This is a genomic window from Tessaracoccus pujii, assembly GCF_054483895.1.
In genome coordinates, this window is the sequence record NZ_CM137012.1 from 455,181 (window position 1) to 476,050 (window position 20,870).

The window sequence follows — 20,870 nt, forward strand, 5'->3', positions numbered from 1 at the left end:
GGGCCCATGCGCGATCGCACGTCCGGAAATCGCACCCGCTAGGGTGCTGAAGATGACCGCTCCCGCCGCACATCTGGCCGATGACCGGTACAGGTGTCTTCGTCGTCAGCGCAGGAGCGCTCCATGAGTGCTGACGCCGTGTATCTGGTGGCCGGGATGGCGCTGTTCGTCGCGGTCCTGGCGCCCGTGCTCGTGCGGTCGATTGCGCTGTCGGCGCCGTTGGTGCTGCTCGTTCTCGGGATGCTGATCGGCCTGATGCCCCTTCCCGAGGAATGGTCGCTTGACCCGGTCGCCGGCCGGAGGGTGATCGAGCACGTCACCGAGGTGGCTGTGCTGGTGGCACTCATGGGAGTGGGTCTGGCCCTCGACCGGCCGCTGAGTCGTCGCGCGTGGCGGTCCTGGTCGCCCACCTGGCGGCTCCTGCTCGTGGCCATGCCTTTGACGATCGGGGCGGTGTTCCTGCTCGGCTGGGGGATGCTCGGCGTGGCCGCCCCCATGGCGTTGCTGCTGGGCGCCTGCCTTGCGCCGACGGACCCTGTCCTCGCCGGCGACGTCCAGGTGGACGGTCCGAGCACAGGCGGGTCGGCGGATGAGGCAGAGCCCGACGAACGCGACGAGGTGAAATTCTCGCTCACGTCGGAGGCCGGTCTCAATGACGGACTTGCCTTCCCCTTCGTGTACGCCGCCGTGTATCTCGCCTCCCGCGGTCCGGTGGCTGAGTGGGGTGGCGCGTGGCTCGCCTGGGACTTCATCGGCCGGATCACCCTGGGCGTCGTGGTGGGGGTGCTCGTGGGCTGGGGCGTGGGGCGTTTGGCATTCCGGGCCGCCGACCATCGGTTCCGCGTCGCGGAGCGAGGCGAACCCCTGCTGGCGGTCGCCGCCCTCGTGCTGGCCTACGGCGCCGCGGAGGTGGTCGGGGGGTACGGATTCCTGGGTGTCTTCGCGTGCGGCCTGGCGCTGCGCAGCGTGGAACGCCACCACGACCACCATCGCGCCATGCACCAGGTCATCGGCTACCTCGAGCGGCTGCTCATCCTCGTCATCCTGCTCTTCCTCGGCATGGCGCTCACCCGCTCGCTGTTGTCGGGTCTCGACTGGCGTGGGGGCGTCGTGGCGGTGGCCCTGGTGTTCGTCATCCGGCCGGTTGCCGCGTGGCTCTCGCTCGCGGTGGCGGCCCGCGACACCTCGCTGCCCGGGGGGCTGCTGCCCAGGGAGCGTGCCGTCGCGGCGTTCTTCGGTGTCCGTGGCATCGGGTCGCTGTACTACCTGGCCTACGCCGGTGGGCTGGTGGCGCTGACCGACGAGTCATGGCTCTGGTCCACTGTGGCCTTCACCATCCTGCTGTCCGTGGTGGTCCACGGCATGAGCTCCACCCCCGCCCTGCGGAGGCTTGCCGAACGACGGCCCGGGGCGGCCGGCTGACGGGTTCGTGACGCCAAGGTAGGCTCGGTGGGCACCAGTGTCCGTCGTCTGTTGCGGGGCGGTGTCCGCTGGGGGCCCGTGTGGCGTCCGGCGGGCAGCCCCAAGGTGAATCACCTGTCGTGAAAGGCTCCAGCCGTGCAGAACCCGTCTGATCTCTACCGCTTCGAGACCGACGCAGGCCGCAACGAGCCGCGTTCCGGCCTGCTCCTGGTGGCCCTTGGGGGCTTCATCGACGCCGGGCAGGTCCAGCGTGTCCTCAGTGAGCATCTCATCGGCACGGGCAATGCTGAGGTCATCGCCTCCTTCGACATCGACCGGCTCTATGACTACCGGGGCCGGCGCCCGGTGATGATCTTCGACACCAACCGGTGGGCGGAGTACGAGGCTCCCTCGATGGTGCTGCGGCGGCTCACCGACCGTGACGGGCACAGCTACCACCTCCTTGCCGGATCGGAGCCGGACTTCCAGTGGGAGCGCGTGGTCGCGGCCATCCGTGAGCTCGTCGTCGCACTGGGGGTGACGCTGGTGGTGACCGTGCACGGCGTGCCGATGGGCGTGCCGCACACCAGGCCGGTGGGCATGACGGCCCACGCCACGGACGCCGCCCTCATCGGCGAGGCGCATTCACCCTTCGGCCGGGTGCAGGTACCGGCGTCGATCGGCGCGCTCCTCGAACTTCGTCTGGGGGAGTCCGGGCACAAGGCGGCCGGTTTCGCCATTCACGTCCCGCACTACCTCGCCGCTTCCGAGTTCGCCGAGGGGGCCCTCGCGGCGCTCAACGCCATCGTCGACCTGACGGGGCTCAACCTGCCCAACGACGGCCTCGTCGCCAAGGCCGAAGTCAACCGGCGCGCCATCGCCTCCGAGGTGGAGGGCAACGATGAGATCGCCGCGGTGGTAGCCGCCTTGGAGCAGCAGTACGACGCGTTCGTCCAGGGACAGCACCTTCCGAACCTGTGGGCCTCCGAAGCCTCCCGGATCCCGTCGGCCGACCAGCTGGGTGCGGAGTTCGAGGACTTCCTCCGCACGGTCTCCGACGATGACGACAGCGACGATCGCGGCAACTAGCCTCTGGCCAGGGGGTTCATGGTCGGGGCGACAGGACTCGAAACTGTCTGATGCCCCTTGGCTGATTCTCCGCTGTCTAGGTGTTTTATCGCTCTGACTAGGGCTGGTGCCTTAGTCGCGCCCGATGTGTTTGTGACACATTCGGACTCCGCTAGACTCAGATTAACACAGCTAGGGATGCACAGGGGATGCAAACCGCGGAAGACAGGATGCGTGGATGGTGGCCCAGAGAAGTAACGTCGTGCAGCTCCGTAGGGATGCAGAGCCCACGGCGAAGCCGAAGCCCGAGGCGCGCCGCCGCCGATCGTTCGGGAAGATCCTCAAGCAGCGCTCTGGACGGTTCCAAGCTTCCTACGTGGCCGAGGGGGAGCGACACCTAGCCCCGGTGACGTTCGACACGAAGACCGATGCGGCCGCCTGGCTCGACATGAGACACGCCGAGCTGCTCGAACACCGATGGAAGCCACCGGCCCCGCCCAAGCCCGAGGAGACAACGCTGAGGGAGTACGCCGACCGATGGTTGGACACCCGCCGCAACCGGATGGGCGACCCCCTCAAGCCCAGGACGAAGGCGCTCTATCGCGGCCTGCTCGACGGCGTGATCCTGCCCGAGTTTGGCGACTACGCGTTACCGGCCATCACCCCGGACATGATCGACGACTGGCACGAGAACCTGCTACCCGACGCACCAACCCGGCGCGCCCATGCCTACACGCTGTTGCACGGCATCATGAAGTCAGCCGCCACGAGCCGCCGCCGGCTCATCGACTCCAACCCCTGCCAGGTGCAGCACGCGACGAAGGTGGACCGCGCCGGCATCACGGTTCCCGCCGCCGCGGCCGAGCTTGAGGCCATCGCCGACGCCATGCCGGAGCGGTTCCGGCTGGCCGTGCTCATCGCGGGATGGGCCGGCCTGCGGTTCGGGGAGCTGACCGAGCTGCGCCGCCGCGACCTCGACGTAACGGGGAAGCGCCCCGTGCTGCGCGTATCTCGCGCTGTTGTGTGGCTCAAGGGGAAGACGATCGTGCAGACTCCGAAGTCTGCCGCCGGCGTCCGGATTCTGAACCTACCCGCGAGCATGCGCGCCGATATCGTCGAGCACCTGGACAAGTTCACCGGCCCCGAGCTGGACGCGCTGCTGTTCCCGGCGCTGAGCGGGGGACACCTCAACTCGTCGTCGCTGATGAAGCCCTACAGGAAAGCACGTGCCGTCGCCGGCCGGCCTGATCTGCGCTGGCATGACCTCAGGCACACTCACGGCACGTTGGCCGCCAGAGCGGGCGCCAACCTGGCCGAGAACATGGCACGTCAGGGCCACAGCACCGCGGCCGCGAGCCTGCGATACCAGCACGCCGCCGCCGCCCGAGATGAAGAGATCACAGACAACCTCGACAGGATGCGCAAGCAGGCCCGCAAGAAGCGATCCAAGAGACAGTACTCAGACGACCCCGACGCCGAGACGGCCCGCAGACTGTCCGACCTGGCGAAGGGCACGCACTAGACCTATCCGGTCTGGATTTGACTTGAATGACATGGTTGTGATTCACTTTCAACAGAGTTAGAGAAGATCGACAGCTAGCCCCACGCTACGGGACGAGCTGAGACGGGGCCCCTGGAGGGCCAGCCTCAGCGAAGAAATGCATCCCGAGCCCGTAGAGCAAGGCGAGCGGCGAGACTGTTCAGGCAGTTGATGGACAGCCCCCGGGCGGGAAGCCGAGCAGCGACACCGAGAAGAATCGGTGACGTGTGCTCGGCCTTCGTGTTTCCTGAGGGAGAACACCGATGCCCACCACAGCATCCCAGCCCAACCCGGGCGGCCCCATTTGGGTCGCGCTGGCGCCCGCCGCCGAGCGTGTCAGCTTGTGCGAGCGCACATTGCGCCGCGCCATGGCCAACGGAGAGCTGACCGGCTACAGGTTCGGCAAGGCCCTACGCGTGAAGCTCTCCGAGCTCGACGCGTGGGCCGAGTCCAAGGCCATGCCCAACGCCCGCACGACCGGCACGGGCCGCCGGCGGTGAGCACCACAACGCAAGAGCGCCCCGGGCGGGTACCCGAGGCGGCTCACAAGTCGTTCAGCGGCGACACCCACAGTCTACGCGACAACGGCCCCGTGTGCCTGGCGCCGGCCGTCGTCGACGAGCTGACCCGGCCCGCCGTCCGCAGCGTGCAAGAGGCCATCACCTACGCCCAACCCTGCACCTGGACCCGCCGCGCCGAGCAGCTCGAGAACGCCCGGCCGCGACCGGGTGAGTTCCACGGGCAGGCCACCCGGGAGGACCTCGCAGAGCGGTATGCCCGGCTCACCGAGCAGGCCGCAGCGTGCCGCGAGCATGCCGAGCTGCTGCGCCGGTACCCCACCCCGATCGGTGAGGACCTGGCCGCGCTCGTCGTCGCCTTCATCGGCGGTGATCCCCGGTGAGCGAGTACCCCGAGGATCTCGACCCCCGCGTCGACATGGACGCCCCGACGCGCTACAGCTTCCGGCCCGGTTCGATCATCCTCGACGAGGCCGGGCGCCCGCCGGCCTGGTGGGGATACGGCGACGACATCCTAGGCGCGTGCGGTGAGTCGCTCATCATCGCGGGCCCGATGGGGCTGGGGAAGTCGACCATAGGCCAACAGGTAGCCCTAGGCCGATGCGGCTTCCCGGAGTACTCGGAGTTGTTCGGCCTGCCCATCACGCCCGGCCGCGGGCGCGTCCTGTATCTCGCCATGGACCGGCCCCGCCAGATTGCCCGCTCAATGCGTCGCATGGTCGGGGAAGCATGGCGGGCCGAGCTCGACGAGCGCCTAGCAGTCTGGACCGGGCCCCCGCCGTATGACATGGCAAAGCACCCGAGCATCCTCACCCGCCTGGCCCTCGACGCCGGCGCCGATACCGTGATCCTCGACAGCCTCAAGGACGCCGCCGTAGGGCTCACCGACGACGAGACAGGCGCCGGATACAACCGGGCCCGCCAGACCGCCCTAGAGGCCGGTATCGAGCTGGTGGAGTTGCACCACGTCCGCAAGCTAGGCGGAGGGCTGACCCGCGACAAACCCACCGTGGATGATATCTACGGCTCGACCTGGATCACCGCCGGCGCCGGCTCGGTGCTACTGCTGCACGGCAACCCCGGTGATGCCCTGGTGAAGCTGTTCCACGTCAAGCAACCACTAGCGGAGGTGGGCCCGCTGACGATCCTGCACGACCACGACAGCGGCCGCTCAACCATCGCGGATCAGATCGACCTTGCCGCCATCGCCAAGGCCCGGGGAACCCTGTCCGCCCTCGATGCCGCCGGCGCCATGTTCGACACCGAGAAGCCAACCCCCGCCGAGCGACAGAAGGCCCGGCGCAAGCTCGACACGCTCACCCGTGGCGGGCTGCTCATCGTCGTCGACGAGGGCGACAGGGCCACTGCACGGCCGACGCTTTGGGGGCCCGCATGAACCTTCACGCGACCTTCACGCACCCCATTTCACGTGAACCCTTCACGGCACCCCCGAACCTTCACGCCCGGCGCACTGGTGAGCGTAAACCGACCTTCACGGATACCTTTACGCCCTTCACGCGCACTGACCTTCACGCCCGCACCCCCCTTTATAGAGGGGGGCGGGTGGGTCTAGACCCCATCCAAACCACTCTCAAGGCCCCTCGATGAGCCGCAACGCTGCCGCCATGGCCGCCCACCGCCTACTCGGTGACCGACTCCACGAGCTGACCGACGAGGGGGTGCGCGTGCCCTGTCATGGTTCGTTGCTGCCGATCTCCGAGGACCTCGATGAACGTGAGTTTGTCCTGTTGGCCTGGTGCCCGTCCTGCCCGGCCCTCGATGCCTGCCGCGCCGCCGGCGCCTATGAGCAGCACGGCGTTTGGGGTGGCCGAGACGTGACCCCGCAACCCAAGACCTCGACCCGCACCACCACCACCACCACCTCGAAGGAGAAGAACCGATGACCTCGACCACCTCGACCGCGACCCCGGCCGGTATCCCACACGCGACCCACTGCCGCCGCCCGGTGCCACTGATGCGCCTGAGTTGGAAACGAACGCCCGAGTTCTGGTGCAACTCGTGCGGGAGGACCGCCCCGGCCCCTGATGCCCGCCGCACCCCTGGCCAGGAGACAGGCCGATGAGCGCGCACGCTTTCCGCCATCGTCCGGCGTGCACCACCGGCGACACCCGGGTGAACAAGTTCGTTGGGAAGTTCGGTGACCCCATGCTGTTCTGCCGTGAGTGCGCCGCAGTCGGCACAGCGGCCGCCCACACCGCACCCCCGGCGCGGGTGCACGCCGCCCGGCCCGAGGCCCCCGTCACGCCCTCAGCGCCGCGCCTTGACCCGATGGCGCGCCAGGTATGTGGGACCCACCCGGAACAGCCTGTTGACGGCCGTGGCCGCGGTTGTCTGCTCTGCGCGGAGGCCGCCCGCTGGCCCCGCGTCCGGTCCGAGCAGGTAGACCCCTGGTGAGCGTCTACCGCATGCCGCCCGGTGCCGTGCTGCTGACCGGCCCGGCCCTCGACGCGTGCCGGTATGCCGTCGGGGTGGCACAGGACGCCCGCCGCCGCAACGGCCTGCCGCCCTCGACCAAACTCGCCCAGCTAGCCGAGGCCCTGACCGCAGCGGGACACACGGACACCGCCGAGGATGCCGACGTGCAACCTGATGCCATGACCACCGCCGAGGCCGCCGCCCAGCTCGGATGCTCCGAGCGCACCGCCCGCCGCATGGCCCCCGCGCTAGGGGGTCGCAACATCGGCGGCCGCTGGCTCGTCGACCGGCTGGCAGTAGCCGAACACCTGGAAGGAACCCGCCCATGATCGACCCCGCCCGCCGCATTGTCGACGACTACGTGAGCGCCCTCGACCCCGACGAGATGCGCGACTTTGCCCGGCGCCTGTTCGCTGACGAGGACGCCCCCGATGCCGGCCCGGCGCCCATCACCGACGAGGACCGGCGCCGCGGTGACATCGTGCCCGACGCCGCCCGGATCCCGGACCGCACCGACCCCACAGCCGATATGCGTGGATTCACCCGCGCATTGTTCGGCATCCACGACTGACCATCACCCCACCCGAGGAGTACCGCAATGACCTACCGCCAGACCGCCGCCCGAGTCGCCATCATCCGCGCCCAGTCAGAGAAGCTAGGCGCCGTCCTGCCCGGGGAGTTCGCCGAGGGAGTCGCACGACTGGCCGACCTCTACGCCCCGCCCGCCGAGCACTCACCCGCCGCCCTGGCCGCTGCCATCGTTGCCGCCGGCGCTGCCAGCCGTGACCCGTTCACCGACGAGAACGTGATGCTGGAGCTCACCCGCCGCGAACACGGCGCCATGGTGGCCGGCGTCCTCGACGAGGCCCGCGCCGCCGCCCTAGAGCAGCTCATCACCGAGCAGGCCCCCGCCATCCTCAGCGCGTGGGCGCCCCTCGTGGCCGAGTTGGGCGACACCATCGCGGCCGCCGTCGAGGCCATGCCCGGCGCCAAGTTCACCAAGGCCAACGAGTCGTACACCGCTGGCACCAACCCCGACAAGCTGCGCCAGTGGGGTGAGGCCTACGCCGCCGTGCACACCCTCGACGCCATCGGCAGCACCACCGGCCAACTACTCAGCGCCGGCCCCAACCGCGCACTGATCGGCGCACCCATGACCGGGGAGCAGCTCAACGACGTGACCGCCGATGGCCACCGCGGCGACCTCTACGGCCCGGCCCTCATCGGCCTGCCCCTCGACCTGGCCACCACCCGCGACGAGTACCAACAGCGCGTCGACGCCATCACCCACGGCGCCATGCTGGCCGAACAGGCATACGCCGATGCCAAGCGCCGCCCCAGTCTGCTGCCTGCCTGAGCCGTGGCGCCCTGGTCCTACTCCTGCCAGTGGCGCCACACCCGTGGCCCGCGTCCGGTGTCCCTCGTCAGGGCTGGACGCGGGCCGCACCCTATCCCGCCGCGTGACCCCCACCCCACCCTCCCCTCCCCCCACCACCGCGCCGCCACTCTCGACATAGGCGACTCTCGCGCACGTCACCTGGATGAACCGCCCTATTTCGACCCCACAACACCCGAGGAAGGGACCATGACCGCACCACGCACCCCGCCCGGACTCCGCGCCGGCGGGCAACGACTCTGGCGCTCCATCGTCGAGGACTACGAACTAGGCCAACATGAGCTAGCCGTCCTCGTCGAGGCCTGCCACACCGTCGACGCCTGCCACGCACTAGAGGCCATCGTCACCGCCGAGGGAGTCGTGCACGACTCACCACAAGGCAAGCGCGCCCATCCCGCCCTCGTCGAGGCCCGCCAGCAACGCCTAGCCCTGGCCAAACTTGTCGCGTCGCTGCGCATCCCCCTCGACGATCAACAGGCCGCCGGACGGCAACCGCAACAGCGCGTCGGCATCCGCCCCGTGTCGCTGGCCGCTGGTGGCCGAGGATGAGGCCCCGCCGCCGCAGCACCGCCGGCGACCTGCCCGCGCACCTGGCCGAGTTCACCGAGGCCGATTGGCCCGGCGTCGACTGGCGCGCCCGCTTCGATGCCTGGAAAGCTGCGCAGGACCGGCACACCGTCGAGCATGGATGGCCCGCCGGCCCCCTGGACCGCCTCTATCGCCGCTCACTGGCCCGCAGCCGCCACTACGGCACCCCCGCACACCTGGGAGTTACGGACTGGTTCGGCCTGCCCGCCGAGCGCACCCGCCACAGCCGACGCAAGTAGCCCCCGCGCCCGCCTGCCAGCCCCACAGCCACCTCGACGCACACCGGACACCCCCACGGCACCGAGGCCCGCAGAACGGCACACACCGAGCAGACGGCGAACCTCGCTGCACCGATCCGGCGCGAGCTTGTCGGCCGGCTGACCGAGGCAGGGATGAGTAACCGAGCTATTGCGGCCGTCGTGGGAGTTAGCGAGCCGACCGCCCGCCGCGATGTTCAACAGGTGCGTCACGATGACGCACCTGAGCGCATCGACTACGTGACTGGCGAAGTACTGGACGCCCCCGCGCCGAAGGTCACGGGGCTGGACATGCAGAACGGGCCGACCCCTCAGGGAGTCGACCCGCCCGCACTGGTGCCGGTGACGGCCTACCGACTGGCGAAGTACCGCCGATCCGTGGCCCCGGTGCTCATCGTTGCCCGCCCTCGTCGGAGCCCGGCGCCGCCAGCGACAGCAGCGGCACGCCCAGCGCATCGGCCACCATCCCCAGCTCATCGAGCTTGAACGGCTTCCACCCCTGCCACAGCGCCGCCGCGCGCGCTCTGGTGCACCCGAGGAACATCTGCAGGTGGCCCACGTCCAACCCATCGGCCACCATGACCCGCTGGACCTCAGCGGCGACGCTCTCCGCGTAGCCCATGGCCCCGAGCTTGCCGTGCGAGTCAATGAGCCGTTGCACACCGGCCGCGATGGCCTGACGTTCGTCGGCAGTCAGCCACGACGGCAACCGGACCTCGAGCACGTCGCCACGGTCTAGGACCTCGGCCCCGGCGCTCATCGTGCCACCGCCTCGACCTCGACGCGGAAAGCGGATTCAGCCTCGACCGCCTGGCCGATGGCGAACAGCAGCGAGTCGAGCCGCATCCGGCCCTCGTCGTCGACGGGGAGCCGATCGGCCACCGCCTGCAACGCGTCGCGGTAGTCAACCGCCACCATGGCCACCACGTCACGGCGCCGATTCAGGCAATCGAGCGTGCCCAGCTCCGCCGCGCTCATCGTGCCACCGCCTCAGCGGCAAGCTGATCCTCAGCGGCCGCGACGAGATCCGAGAGGCTGACCTCAGCCGCCCGCGCCGCGCTCAGCAGCTCAGCGACCGGCGACGACTCATCGAAGCGCCGGCCCGTCATGCTTGCCAGCTCATCGAGAACCATCCGCAGCAGGCGCTCAGCGCCCACGAGGCCGACGAGGGCCGAGCCCATCGCCCGGCGCGGCGTAGCAGAGAACAGCGGATTGCCGCCGGCGTCCTGGTGATCGGCGCCCAGTGGTGAGCTACCGAGGGAGTTGGTTGGTGTGGTCATGGTGCCGCGCACCCCTTCCGGGTAGAGCGGGGAACCAGCCAAGGATGCACGGGGGATGCATCGCCCCCTGCTGCCCTGGTGAATCGGGTTTGACTAGGCCAAACGCTGGTCGGGGCGACAGGACTCGAACCTGCGGTCTCCTGCTCCCAAAGCAGGCGCGCTAGCCACTACGCTACGCCCCGTTGAAGACCGGCGCCCCTGCAGAAACAACGTCTGACAAGGGCCTCAGCACCTCGAGCGGATGACGGGAATCGAACCCGCGTAGCTAGTTTGGAAGACTAGGGCTCTACCATTGAGCTACATCCGCAGAACCGTCGGCGAGTCTATCAGCCGAGCAGGCGATGGCGCGATCCGCCGCCTGAGGGGCGCGCCGGTCAGGCCTGGCCGACGAACTCCCGGATGGCGTCCAGTTCGCGCTCGGTCTGCGCGCGACCCGCCTGGAACACCGATCGCAGCACTGGCACCCGCCGCTCGGAGTTTCGGATGCGCATCGAGTCCGGGAAGACCAGGTAGGCGCGACCCTCGCGCTCCAGCCGCAGCAGGTCGTCGCGCGTCCGGTTGTAGTTGGCGGGGCGCTCCCGCACGGCGCGGGCCACGGCCGGGTAGCGGCGGAACAGCGCCTTGAAAGCCGTCGGGAATCGGGCCGGGCCCTTGCGATACGCCCGCTCCCGCGTCGTCACCACGAGGAACTTCCCGTAGCCGTCCGCCTCGGCCGCGTCGGTGGCGAAGCCCCCCGTGGGGCCGAGCGCGCCGTCGCAGTAGTCCACGCCGTCGATGGTGGTCAGCGGCATGAGCAACGGCATGGTCGACGACGCCCGCACACGCTTCATCAGTGAGGGCATGTCCGCCAGGTCGTCGCGGCCCCAGTAGACCATCTCGCCGTCGTCGCAACGGAAGCCGCCGATCCGGACCTGGGCCGGGTTTCGGGTGAATGCCTCGAAGTCCAACGGCAGAACCTGGTGGGGCATCGACGTCTGTTCGTAGATCCACTCGGCGTTGAACACGCCCTTGCCCTGCGCCCAGGTGCGCCAGTCGCCGAACTCCGGCTCCGCCGCGAAGTCCACGAACGAGCGTTCAGCGCGGGCCGCGTCGCGCGCCACGTAGTTGACGGTGCAGCTCGACCCGGCGGAGATCCCACCCACCCAGTCGCAGTGGATGCCGGCCTCCAGCAGGGCGGCCAGGACGCCCGAGGAAAATGCCGCCCGCATCCCGCCACCCTCGAAGACGAGGGCGGTGTCGGTCACGGTGCTGGTCATCACGACGACCCACTCTACGGGGCGATTGGTCGGCTGGACATTGACCGATAGACTCACCTCCGATCAATCCAAACCTCAGGAGTCCTTTCGTGCCTAGCACCGTTGAGAAGCTGAGCCCGACGCGGGTCAAGCTCACCGTCGAGATCCCGTTCGCCGATCTCAAGCCCCACCTCGATCAGGCCTACCAGGGGATCGCCGAACAGGTCAACATCCCCGGTTTCCGCAAGGGCAAGGTGCCCGCCACGGTCATCGATCAGCGCTTCGGGCGCGGTGTGGTGCTGCAGGAGGCCATCAACGAGGCAATCCCGTCGGCATACAACGCCGCCATTGAGGAGCACAAGGTCGTGCCGATGGCGCAGCCCGAGGTCGAGGTGACCAAGCTGGAGGACAAGGAACTCGTCGAGTTCACGGCTGAGGTCGACGTCCGCCCGGAGGTCACGTTGCCGGACTTCGCGGCCGTCACCGCCACCGTGGAGAACCCCGCCAGTGTCGACGAGCTGGTCGAGGAGCGCATCGAGCTGCTCCGCGAGCGCTTCGCCACCACCAGCGAGGTGGATCGTGCTGCCGCCGAGGGCGACGTGCTGACCATCGATCTCGTGGCCTCGCAGGGCGGCGAGCCGCTCCCCGAAGCCACCGCCGAGGGCCTGACCTACAAGGTGGGCCAGGAGCGCAACATGCTCGATGGCCTCGACGAGGCCGTCACCGGCCTCAAAGCCGGCGAGTCGAAGATCTTCACCTCCACCCTGGTCGGCGGCGAGTTCCGCGGCCAGGACGCGGAGATCGAGGTCACCGTGGTGAAGGTCTCGCAGCAGGATCTGCCCGAGGTCGACGACGAGTTCGCCCAGCTCATCTCCGAGTTCGACACGGTCGAGGAGATGAAGGAGGACCTGCGCAAGGGGGCCGAGCAGCAGGTGAAGGCCGATCAGTTGGCCGACGCCCGTGACAAGGTCCTGGAGGCCGTCCTCGAGCAGATCGAGTTCGACCTGCCCGATTCCGTCCTGGCCAAGGAGCTTGAGGCCCGACGCAACGAGGTGCAGCGTCAGCTGGCCGGCGGCGGACTGTCCGTCGAGGACTACCTCGCCAACTCCGAGGACGAGGAGGCCAAGGACGCCGACGAGTTCTGGGCCATGATCGACAAGCGCTCCGAGCAGGCCCTCAAGGCGCAGGTCGTGCTGGATGTCTACGCTGACACCAACACCATCGACGTGTCCCAGCAGGACCTCACCGAGCTCATCTTCCGCAAGGCTCAGCAGAACAACTCGAGCCCGCAGGACGAGATCAACCACATGATGGAGCACAACCACATGCCCGAGTGGATGCAGGAGATCCGCCGCGGCAAGGCGCTCGCCGCCATCTGCGCGAGCGCCAAGGTCACCGACGAGGCGGGCAACCCCGTCGACACCACGCTGGCGGTCGACGCCATCGAGGCGGCCGAGGAAGTCATCGCCGAGGAAGAGGCCGAAGAGGCCGAGGTCGACGCGAACTGACGTCGGCCCACCAGCCACGAGATCGCCGCGGGAACCCCTCCCGCGGCGATCTCGCTGTCTGCGGCGGGGGTCGGCAGCAGATGCCTCCGGCGAACAGGGACCGCGGCGCTTGGGTCCCGCCGGATTGCCGGTAGGTTAGGGGGGTGACTGAGACTCGAAACGACATCCGAATGGCCGGGCCCGCGGGCGCCGGCCTCGGCATGACCGACAACGTGTATTCGTCCCTCCTGGCCAACCGGATCATCTTCCTCGGTTCGGAGGTGCGCGACGAGAACGCCAACGCCATCTGTGCGCAGATGCTGCTGCTGAACGCGGAGGACCCGCACAAGGACATCTACCTGTACATCAACTCGCCGGGCGGGTCGGTGGACTCCGGCATGGCCATCTTCGACACCATGCAGTGGATCTCCAACGACGTGGCCACCGTCGCCATGGGCCTGGCGGCCTCGATGGGCCAGTTCCTCCTCTCCGCCGGTACGCGCGGTAAGCGGTTCGCCCTGCCCCACAGCCGGATCATGATGCATCAGCCCTCAGGTGGCCTGGGTGGCACCGCTTCGGACATCCGCATCCAGGCCGAGCAGTCGCTGCACATCAAGCGCACGATGGCCGGCCTCATCGCCCAGCACACGGGCCAGACCGTGGACCAGATCGAAGCAGATTCGGACCGGGACCGGTGGTTCACCGCCGAGCAGGCGCTCGACTACGGCTTCATCGACCACGTTTACGAGCGTGCATCCCAGATCAAGTCGGAGGCTCCGAACCAGTGATGACCAACCTGCCCCAGGGCGTCGCCCCCACCGGAGCGACGATGAACTACTACATCCCCCAGTGGGAAGAGCGCACCAGCTACGGCATGCGCCGCGTGGACCCCTACACGAAGCTGTTCGAGGACCGCATCATCTTCCTCGGCACACCCATCAACGACGAGGTCGCCAACGCTGTCATGGCGCAGCTGCTGTGCCTGCAGTCGATGGATCCGGAGCGTCAGATCTCGATCTACATCAACTCGCCCGGCGGCTCGTTCACGGCCCTGACCGCCATCTACGACACGATGCGCTACATCAAGCCGGACATCCAGACAGTGTGCCTGGGCCAGGCCGCCTCGGCCGCCGCCGTGCTGCTCGCCGCCGGCACGAAGGGCAAGCGCCTGGCACTGCCCAACTCGCGCATCCTCATCCATCAGCCGGCCACCGAGGGCGGCTACGGGCAATCGTCGGACCTGGAGATCCAGGCCCGGGAGATCCTGCGCATCCGCGCGCTCATGGAGCAGATGCTGGCCACCGACACCGGCCAGGACCTGGCCAAGGTGAGCAAGGACATCGAGCGCGACAAGTACCTCACCGCCCCCGAGGCAGTGGAGTACGGCATCGTCGACGACATCCTGCCGTCGCTGAAGAACGCCACCTGAGAGCAGGTGCAGACGGGGCCCGGTGGGCGTTGACCCTCCGGGCCCCGGCCCATCGACGGCGCTTGGAGTGTCGCCGGTGGGGGCGCCCCCTCCCGGGTAGGGTGGGGGAATCAGACAACTACCGCACATCTACGAGCGAGGGAGGTGGACGACGTGGCACGCATCGGCGAGTCGAGTGACCTGTTCAAGTGCAACTTCTGCGGGAAGAGCCAGAAGCAGGTGAAGAAGCTCATCGCTGGTCCCGGCGTCTACATCTGTGACGAGTGCATCGGGCTCTGCAACGAGATCATCGAGGAGGAGTTCCCGGAGCCCGCAGACAGTGGCGTGGTGACGGAACTGCCGAAACCCCGCGAGATCCGTGACTTCCTGGACACCTACGTCATCGGCCAGGACGGCGCCAAGAAGGCGTTGTCGGTGGCCGTCTACAACCACTACAAGCGCATCCAGGCGCAGCACGAGACGCACGGTCGGCGCGCCGAGCACGACGAGGTGGAGGTGGGCAAGTCCAACATCCTGCTCATCGGGCCCACGGGCTGCGGCAAGACCTATCTCGCGCAGACGATGGCCAAGATGCTCAACGTCCCCTTCGCCATGGCGGACGCCACCGCGCTGACGGAGGCAGGTTACGTCGGCGAGGACGTCGAGAACATCCTGCTCAAGCTGATCCAGGCGGCGGATTTCGACATCGCCAAGGCGGAGACCGGCATCATCTACATCGACGAGATCGACAAGGTGGCCCGCAAGTCGGAGAATCCCTCCATCACGCGCGATGTGTCGGGCGAGGGCGTGCAGCAGGCCCTCCTGAAGATCCTCGAGGGCACCGTCGCCTCCGTCCCGCCGCAGGGGGGCCGCAAGCACCCGCACCAGGACTTCCTCCAGATCGACACCACCAAGGTGCTCTTCATCGTCGGCGGGGCCTTCGCCGGCCTCGACGACATCATCAACTCGCGCATCGGCAAACGTCCGCTCGGGTTCAACAACTCCGCAGACGCCAGGACGCCCGACACTGATCCGTTCGCGTCGGTCCGCCCGGAGGACCTGCACAAGTTCGGGCTGATCCCGGAGTTCATCGGCCGCCTCCCCATGATCACCTCCGTCTCTCCGCTGGACCAGGAAGCGTTGGTGCGGATCCTGGTCGAGCCGAGGAACGCGCTCGTGCGCCAGTTCCAGAAGCTTTTCGAGCTCGACGGCGTGCAGTTGGAGTTCACCGACGAGGCCATCGAGGGTATCGCGGACCTCGCCCTCGCGCGCGGCACGGGGGCCCGTGGCCTGCGTGCCATCCTGGAGGAACTGCTCCTGGACGTCATGTTCGACGTGCCGTCGGAGGAGGATGTGGCCCAGGTGCTTGTCACGCGGGACGCGGTCGACGGCGTAGCGCCGCCCACCATGGTGCCCCGCGCCAAGTTGGCCCGCCGTCGGGATCTGTCGGCCTGACCCCAGCCCTGGCGGGGTCCGGCATGATCTGAGGATGCTGCTGCACGACCTCGTCGTCACCTCCGCCAATGTGGCCGCCACCCGTTCGCGGCTGGAGAAACGGCGGCATCTGGCCGATGCCCTGAGAGCGGCCGCCATGGACGAGGTGGAGGTGGTGGCGTCCTTCCTCTCCGGGCGGATTCGGCAGCGCCGCACGGGCGTCGGCTGGCGTGGTCTCGCGGAGTTGCCCGAGCCGGCCTCCGAACCGTCCCTCACGCCTGTCGAGGTGGACGCCACCCTGGAGTTGGTGGCGCAGTTGTCCGGTCCAGGGTCGCAGGGGCAGCGGTCTCGGGCTGTCACCGAGCTGTTCCAGCGCGCCACTGCGGCGGAACAGACGATGCTGCGCGGGCTCATCTCGGGCGAACTGCGCCAGGGCGCACTCGATTCCCTCCTCCTCGACGCGATCGCCGAGGCGGCGTCGGTTCCGCCGGGCCTGGTGCGTCGGGCCGCCATGTTCTCCGCGCCGACGGGGCCGGTGGCGGCTGCCGCGATGCAGGGCGGGGAGCGTGCGCTGGCCGCCTTCGGGCTGGTCGTCGGCCGTCCGGTGCGACCCATGCTGGCCGCGTCGGCCGCGGACCTCGCCGCCGCCTTCACAGCTGTGTCCAGCGACGTCGCGATCGACGGGAAGATCGACGGGATCCGCATCCAGGTCCACCGGGACGGCGACGACGTGGTGGTCTACACCCGGTCATTGGACGACATCACCCCACGCCTCCCGGAGGTGGTCGAGCTGGCGCTGGGGCTGGATGTCCAGCGCGTGGTCCTGGACGGCGAGGCGGTGGCACTGGGCGCGGACGGCAGGCCGAGGCCCTTCCAGGAGACCGGAGCCCGCGCCATGAGCCGCGACGTCACGACCCTCCGAAGCGCCGTGCCCCTCACTCCGCTGTTCTTCGACATTCTGCACCTCGATGGCCGGGATCTCATCGACGAGCCGGCTCGGCGCCGGTTCACCGTGCTCGAGGCAGTGGTCCCGGAGATGGCGAGGGCGCCGCGCCTGATAACCAGCGAACCGGCCGCGGCGGAGGCCTTCTTCGCCCAGATGCTGACGCTGGGGCACGAGGGGATCGTGGTCAAGGACCTCGCGGCCCCCTACGACGCCGGTCGCCGCGGCAGCGCGTGGATCAAGGTCAAGCCCCGCCACACGCTTGACCTCGTCGTACTCGCCGTCGAGTGGGGGAGCGGGCGGCGGCAAGGTTTCCTCTCGAACATCCACCTGGGCGCGCGCGACGGCAGCGGCGGCTTCACGATGCTGGGTAAGACGTTCAAAGGCATGACCGACGAGATGCTGGCGTGGCAGACGGCACGGTTCCTGGAACTGAGCACGGGCAGGGACGGTCACGTGGTCCACCTGAGGCCTGAGCAGGTCGTGGAGGTGGCCTTCGACGGGGTGCAGCGGTCCAGCCGATACCCCGGCGGTGTGGCGCTGAGATTTGCCCGCGTCCTGCGTTATCGCGACGACAAGACGGCCGAGGAGGCCGACACCCTGGACGCGGTCAGGGCTCTGGCCCAGGCGGTATCGTGGGCACGGTGACCGACGGCTACCTGCGCTACCCCCACCTGCACCGCGACGACGTGGTTCTCGTCGCCGACGACGACCTCTGGTTGGGCTCCCTGGGTGGTGGTCGCGCCTCCCGGATCACCCTGGGTGAGGAGACTCCGCGCACTCCCCGGTTCTCCCCGGACGGCTCGCGCGTGGCGTTCACCGCCACCACCAACGGCGGGTGGGACGCCTACGTCGTCGACCTCGACGGCGGCACCCGGCGCCTCACGTGGCTGAGCGGCCGCCCGATGCTGGTGTCCGGCTGGCTGGACGACGAGCACATCCTGCTGTGCTCCCAGCACGAGGGATTCCACCGCGTGGACTCGTCGATGTACTCGCTCGCTCTGGACGGCACCCTGACCCGCCTCCCGTGGGGGCTGGCCACCTCGGCCGCGATGCACCGGAAGGGGCGCGTGGCGATCGCGTCGGCGAACTTCCGCGACCCGTCCGGCTGGAAGCGCTACCGCGGCGGGATGGCCGCACGGCTGTACGTCTCCCCCAACGGCCAGGATGACTGGAAGCGCCTTCTGCCCGACGTGGAGGCCGGCCTGTTCTGGCCGTCGTGGGTGGGTGACCGCCTGATGTTCACCTCAGATCTCGGCGAAGGCCCCGACGTTCAGGCGCAGGTCTGGTCCGTCAACGCAAGCGGTAAGGATCTGCGCCAGCACACCCGGCACACCTCGGAGGAGGGCTACGTCCGCGACGCCACCACCGACGGGCAGGCAGTGGTGTACCACGCGCGCGGACGGCTGCACTACCTCGCCTCGCTGAAGGCGGAGCCCCAGATGCTCGACATCCTCGTACCGGTCGGCCGGCCGCAGCCGATGCCGATCTCGCCCACGGAGAGGCTCGAGGCGATCGCGCCCGACCACGGTGGTGACTCCTCGCTGGTCGAGTGGCGGGGGGCGGCCTACCTGCTCACGCACCGTGGGGGGCCGGCCCGCGCAGTTGCGGAAACCCCCGGTGCACGGCTGCGCGAGCCGCACTTCCTTGCCCAGACCGGGCGGGGAGTATGGGTGACCGATGAGTCCGGCGAGGACGCGCTGGAGATCCGCCAACTGGACGGATACGGCGCGCCGCGGCGGGTCGCCGCCGGCCGGCTCGGGCGGGTCATGGCGATGCAGCCCAACCACGACGGCAGCAAGGTGGCCGTGGGAAGCCACGACGGGACGGTCTACCTGGTGGACGTAGGTCGCGGATCCGTGAAGAAAGTCGGCAGGTCGCCCGTCGGTGAACCCACCGGCCTGACGTGGTCGCCGGACGGCCGATACCTCGTGTGGCGCAACGCCGTGGCCAACGAGGGTCTCCAGGGCCAACTCGTCGGCCACGACCTCGTCAACGACGAGGGGTTCACGCTCACCCGCGGCCAGTTCAACGACTTCTCCCCGACGTTCACGCCAGACGGCAAGTACCTGTGTTTCCTGTCCAGCCGCACCATCGACCCGACCTACGACGAGCTGGGTTTCGACCTCGCCTTCACCAACTCGACCCGCCCCTGGCTGGTGCCGCTGAGCGCCACCGAGCCCGCACCGTTCGGGCCGTCGGCGGACGGGTGGCCCATCAGCGAGCCGGATGACAAGGACGAGGACAAGAAGGACGAGCGGAAGAGCGGGGACAAGAAGGACGACGGGGCGGAGGAAGCCTCGCCGGCCGTGGTCTTCGACCTCGACGGCGCCGAGGACCGGATGGTCCCGCTGCCCGTCCCGTCTGCACGCTACGCCTCGCTCCAGGCGGCCAAGGACGGCCTGGTGTGGGTCGCGCTCAGGTCCACCGGTGAACTGGGCGCCGCCAGGGCGGGGGTCGAGGGGGAGGTCAAGGACCACATCGAGCACTTCTCGTTCAAGACCCGCAAGCTGAGCGTGGTCGTCGACGGGTGCGACGGGGCCGCGATCAGCGGCGACGGCGAGCGGCTCGTGGTGCGCAACGGCGACGAGATCTGGGTGCAGCAGGCGGACCACGAGCCCGACGGGGACGACGCCAAGATTCCGGTGGACCTGAGCCGCCTCCGTCGCGAGGTGGACCCGCGGTCCGAGTGGCGCCAGATGTTCGAGGAGAACGCGCGCCTCATGCGCGACCACTTCTGGCGTGAGGACTTCGACGGCACGGACTGGGCCGCGGCCGTCGCACGGTACCGGCCGCTGCTTGACCGGATCACGACGCACGACGAGCTGGTCGACGTCCTGTGGGAGACGGTGGGGGAGCTCAACACCTCTCACGCCTACATCGACCCACCGTCGCCGCACCACGAAGGCCTCCACGTCGCGTTTCTGGGCGCTGAGTACACGCGCAACGCGAAGGGCGAGGTGGTCATCTCCCGCATCCTCCCGGGCGAGACATCGGACCCGTCCGCGCGCTCGCCGCTGCGTGCCGCCGGGGTCGCGGCGAGTCCCGGTGATGTGATCGCCGCCGTGGACGGCCGATCCACGGCGGATGTCACGGACATCGGCGCCCTGCTGCAGGGGGCTGCGGACAAGGTGGTCGAGTTGACGCTGGTCCAGGGTCGCCAGCGGCGGCGGGTCGCGGTGGTGCCCACCTCCAGCGAGGCGCCCATGCGGTACCACGAGTGGGTTGCGGGCCGGGTCGCCTACACGCGCGAGCGGTCTGGCGGGCGCGTCGGCTACGTGCACGTCCCGGACATGGTGGCGCGCGGCTGGGCCGAGTTCCACCGCCTCATCGACGCGGCCATGCGCTGCGAGGCCGTCGTGGTCGATGTCCGCTTCAACGCGGGCGGCCACACGTCCGAACTGGTGATCGAGCGGCTGTCGCGGCGGGCCGTGGGCTGGAACGGCGCGCGGCACCACGACGACGTGACCACCTACCCCAGCCAGGCCGCGCGCGGACCGGTGGTGTTCCTCACCAACGCCTACGCGGGCTCCGACGGCGACATCGTGACCGCCGCCGCCCAGGAGCTGGGCCTCGGCCCGGTGGTGGGGGAGCGCAGCTGGGGCGGGGTGGTCGGCATCGACGGCCGGTTCTCCCTGGTGGACGGCACCGAGGTGACGCAGCCGCGATACTGGATCGCGTTCGACCGGTACGGCTTCGGCCTTGAGAACCACGGGGTGGATCCGGACATCGTCGTCGAGATGGGTCCGGCCGAGTGGGAGTCGCAGGCCGACGAGCAGCTTGACCGCGCCGTCGACGAGGCCCTCCGGCGGCTGGGCGAGCGCCCGGCATCGGTGCCCCCCAAGCTCGGTGCGGCACGCTTCGGGCGTAGGGAGTGAC

22 protein-coding genes and 2 tRNA genes are annotated in these 20,870 nt (G+C 69.1%); 18 read left to right on the plus strand and 6 right to left on the minus strand.

Annotation, left to right across the window (positions count from 1 at the left end):
• Positions 1-123 precede the first annotated feature (123 nt).
• From ACX1D0_RS02115 to ACX1D0_RS02170, 12 genes are all read left to right on the plus strand, one after another.
• Positions 124-1,422, plus strand: a complete 1,299-nt coding sequence (locus tag ACX1D0_RS02115; protein ID WP_459019264.1) for a cation:proton antiporter — start codon at positions 124-126, stop codon at positions 1,420-1,422.
• Between the two features lie 135 nt (positions 1,423-1,557).
• Positions 1,558-2,490, plus strand: coding sequence for a proteasome assembly chaperone family protein (locus tag ACX1D0_RS02120; protein WP_459019265.1), 933 nt, complete (start codon positions 1,558-1,560; stop codon positions 2,488-2,490).
• 217 nt (positions 2,491-2,707) lie between these two features.
• Positions 2,708-3,991 (plus strand): tyrosine-type recombinase/integrase, encoded by a 1,284-nt coding sequence (locus ACX1D0_RS02125; RefSeq protein ID WP_459019266.1) that lies wholly within the window; start codon positions 2,708-2,710, stop codon positions 3,989-3,991.
• A 281-nt stretch (positions 3,992-4,272) separates the two neighbouring features.
• Positions 4,273-4,509 (plus strand): helix-turn-helix domain-containing protein, encoded by a 237-nt coding sequence (locus ACX1D0_RS02130; RefSeq protein ID WP_459019267.1) that lies wholly within the window; start codon positions 4,273-4,275, stop codon positions 4,507-4,509.
• Positions 4,506-4,910: a hypothetical protein gene (locus tag ACX1D0_RS02135; RefSeq protein WP_459019268.1), complete on the plus strand. Its 405-nt coding sequence runs from the start codon at positions 4,506-4,508 to the stop codon at positions 4,908-4,910. The genes ACX1D0_RS02130 and ACX1D0_RS02135 overlap by 4 nt, the downstream gene beginning before the upstream one ends.
• Positions 4,907-5,923, plus strand: coding sequence for an AAA family ATPase (locus tag ACX1D0_RS02140; protein ID WP_459019269.1), 1,017 nt, complete (start codon positions 4,907-4,909; stop codon positions 5,921-5,923). The genes ACX1D0_RS02135 and ACX1D0_RS02140 overlap by 4 nt, the downstream gene beginning before the upstream one ends.
• A 208-nt stretch (positions 5,924-6,131) precedes the next feature.
• Positions 6,132-6,431: a hypothetical protein gene (locus ACX1D0_RS02145; protein WP_459019270.1), complete on the plus strand. Its 300-nt coding sequence runs from the start codon at positions 6,132-6,134 to the stop codon at positions 6,429-6,431.
• Between the two features lie 507 nt (positions 6,432-6,938).
• Entirely contained in the window at positions 6,939-7,292 is a 354-nt protein-coding gene (locus tag ACX1D0_RS02150) for a helix-turn-helix domain-containing protein (protein ID WP_459019271.1), read from the plus strand.
• Positions 7,289-7,534 carry a hypothetical protein gene (locus ACX1D0_RS02155; protein WP_459019272.1) on the plus strand — a complete coding sequence of 82 codons (246 nt, stop codon included), beginning with the start codon at positions 7,289-7,291 and terminating at the stop codon, positions 7,532-7,534. Before ACX1D0_RS02150 ends, ACX1D0_RS02155 begins: the two co-directional genes overlap by 4 nt.
• Positions 7,535-7,561: 27 nt before the next feature.
• Positions 7,562-8,320 (plus strand): hypothetical protein, encoded by a 759-nt coding sequence (locus tag ACX1D0_RS02160; RefSeq protein ID WP_459019273.1) that lies wholly within the window; start codon positions 7,562-7,564, stop codon positions 8,318-8,320.
• Between the two features lie 228 nt (positions 8,321-8,548).
• Positions 8,549-8,908, plus strand: a complete 360-nt coding sequence (locus ACX1D0_RS02165) for a hypothetical protein (RefSeq protein ID WP_459019274.1) — start codon at positions 8,549-8,551, stop codon at positions 8,906-8,908.
• Positions 8,905-9,186, plus strand: coding sequence for a hypothetical protein (locus tag ACX1D0_RS02170; protein WP_459019275.1), 282 nt, complete (start codon positions 8,905-8,907; stop codon positions 9,184-9,186). The genes ACX1D0_RS02165 and ACX1D0_RS02170 overlap by 4 nt, the downstream gene beginning before the upstream one ends.
• 409 nt (positions 9,187-9,595) lie before the next feature.
• Here ACX1D0_RS02170 and ACX1D0_RS02175 read toward each other — a convergent pair whose 3' ends face one another.
• The 6 genes from ACX1D0_RS02175 to ACX1D0_RS02200 all read right to left on the minus strand — a co-directional run bounded on the left by ACX1D0_RS02175 (position 9,596) and on the right by ACX1D0_RS02200 (position 11,740).
• Entirely contained in the window at positions 9,596-9,964 is a 369-nt protein-coding gene (locus tag ACX1D0_RS02175; protein ID WP_459019276.1) for a hypothetical protein, read from the minus strand.
• On the minus strand, positions 9,961-10,182 hold the full coding sequence (locus ACX1D0_RS02180) for a hypothetical protein (RefSeq protein WP_459019277.1): 222 nt from the start codon (positions 10,180-10,182) through the stop codon (positions 9,961-9,963). Before ACX1D0_RS02180 ends, ACX1D0_RS02175 begins: the two co-directional genes overlap by 4 nt.
• Positions 10,179-10,484 carry a hypothetical protein gene (locus ACX1D0_RS02185; protein ID WP_459019278.1) on the minus strand — a complete coding sequence of 102 codons (306 nt, stop codon included), beginning with the start codon at positions 10,482-10,484 and terminating at the stop codon, positions 10,179-10,181. The genes ACX1D0_RS02180 and ACX1D0_RS02185 overlap by 4 nt, the downstream gene beginning before the upstream one ends.
• Before the next feature lie 106 nt (positions 10,485-10,590).
• Positions 10,591-10,666: transfer RNA gene (locus ACX1D0_RS02190), tRNA-Pro, on the minus strand.
• A gap of 54 nt (positions 10,667-10,720) precedes the next feature.
• Positions 10,721-10,791 (minus strand) — tRNA-Gly (locus tag ACX1D0_RS02195).
• A 67-nt stretch (positions 10,792-10,858) separates the two neighbouring features.
• A complete protein-coding gene (locus ACX1D0_RS02200; protein WP_459019279.1) occupies positions 10,859-11,740 on the minus strand; it encodes a patatin-like phospholipase family protein in 882 nt (293 codons plus the stop codon).
• A gap of 89 nt (positions 11,741-11,829) precedes the next feature.
• Here ACX1D0_RS02200 and tig point away from each other — a divergent pair, with 89 nt between their 5' ends.
• The 6 genes from tig (at position 11,830) to ACX1D0_RS02230 (ending at position 20,869) form a co-directional block, all read left to right on the plus strand.
• Positions 11,830-13,227 carry a trigger factor gene (gene tig, locus ACX1D0_RS02205; RefSeq protein ID WP_459019280.1) on the plus strand — a complete coding sequence of 466 codons (1,398 nt, stop codon included), beginning with the start codon at positions 11,830-11,832 and terminating at the stop codon, positions 13,225-13,227.
• Between the two features lie 170 nt (positions 13,228-13,397).
• Positions 13,398-13,994 (plus strand): ATP-dependent Clp protease proteolytic subunit, encoded by a 597-nt coding sequence (locus ACX1D0_RS02210; RefSeq protein WP_459020362.1) that lies wholly within the window; start codon positions 13,398-13,400, stop codon positions 13,992-13,994.
• Positions 13,995-14,035: 41 nt separating this feature from the next.
• Positions 14,036-14,635: an ATP-dependent Clp protease proteolytic subunit gene (locus tag ACX1D0_RS02215; protein WP_459020363.1), complete on the plus strand. Its 600-nt coding sequence runs from the start codon at positions 14,036-14,038 to the stop codon at positions 14,633-14,635.
• Positions 14,636-14,788: 153 nt separating this feature from the next.
• Positions 14,789-16,069 carry an ATP-dependent Clp protease ATP-binding subunit ClpX gene (gene clpX, locus ACX1D0_RS02220; RefSeq protein ID WP_459019281.1) on the plus strand — a complete coding sequence of 427 codons (1,281 nt, stop codon included), beginning with the start codon at positions 14,789-14,791 and terminating at the stop codon, positions 16,067-16,069.
• Positions 16,070-16,103: 34 nt separating this feature from the next.
• A complete protein-coding gene (locus tag ACX1D0_RS02225; RefSeq protein ID WP_459019282.1) occupies positions 16,104-17,639 on the plus strand; it encodes an ATP-dependent DNA ligase in 1,536 nt (511 codons plus the stop codon).
• The gene (locus ACX1D0_RS02230) at positions 17,636-20,869 is read left to right on the plus strand and encodes a S41 family peptidase (RefSeq protein ID WP_459020364.1); all 3,234 of its coding nucleotides are present in this window, start codon (positions 17,636-17,638) and stop codon (positions 20,867-20,869) included. Before ACX1D0_RS02225 ends, ACX1D0_RS02230 begins: the two co-directional genes overlap by 4 nt.
• Position 20,870: the final 1 nt, after the last annotated feature.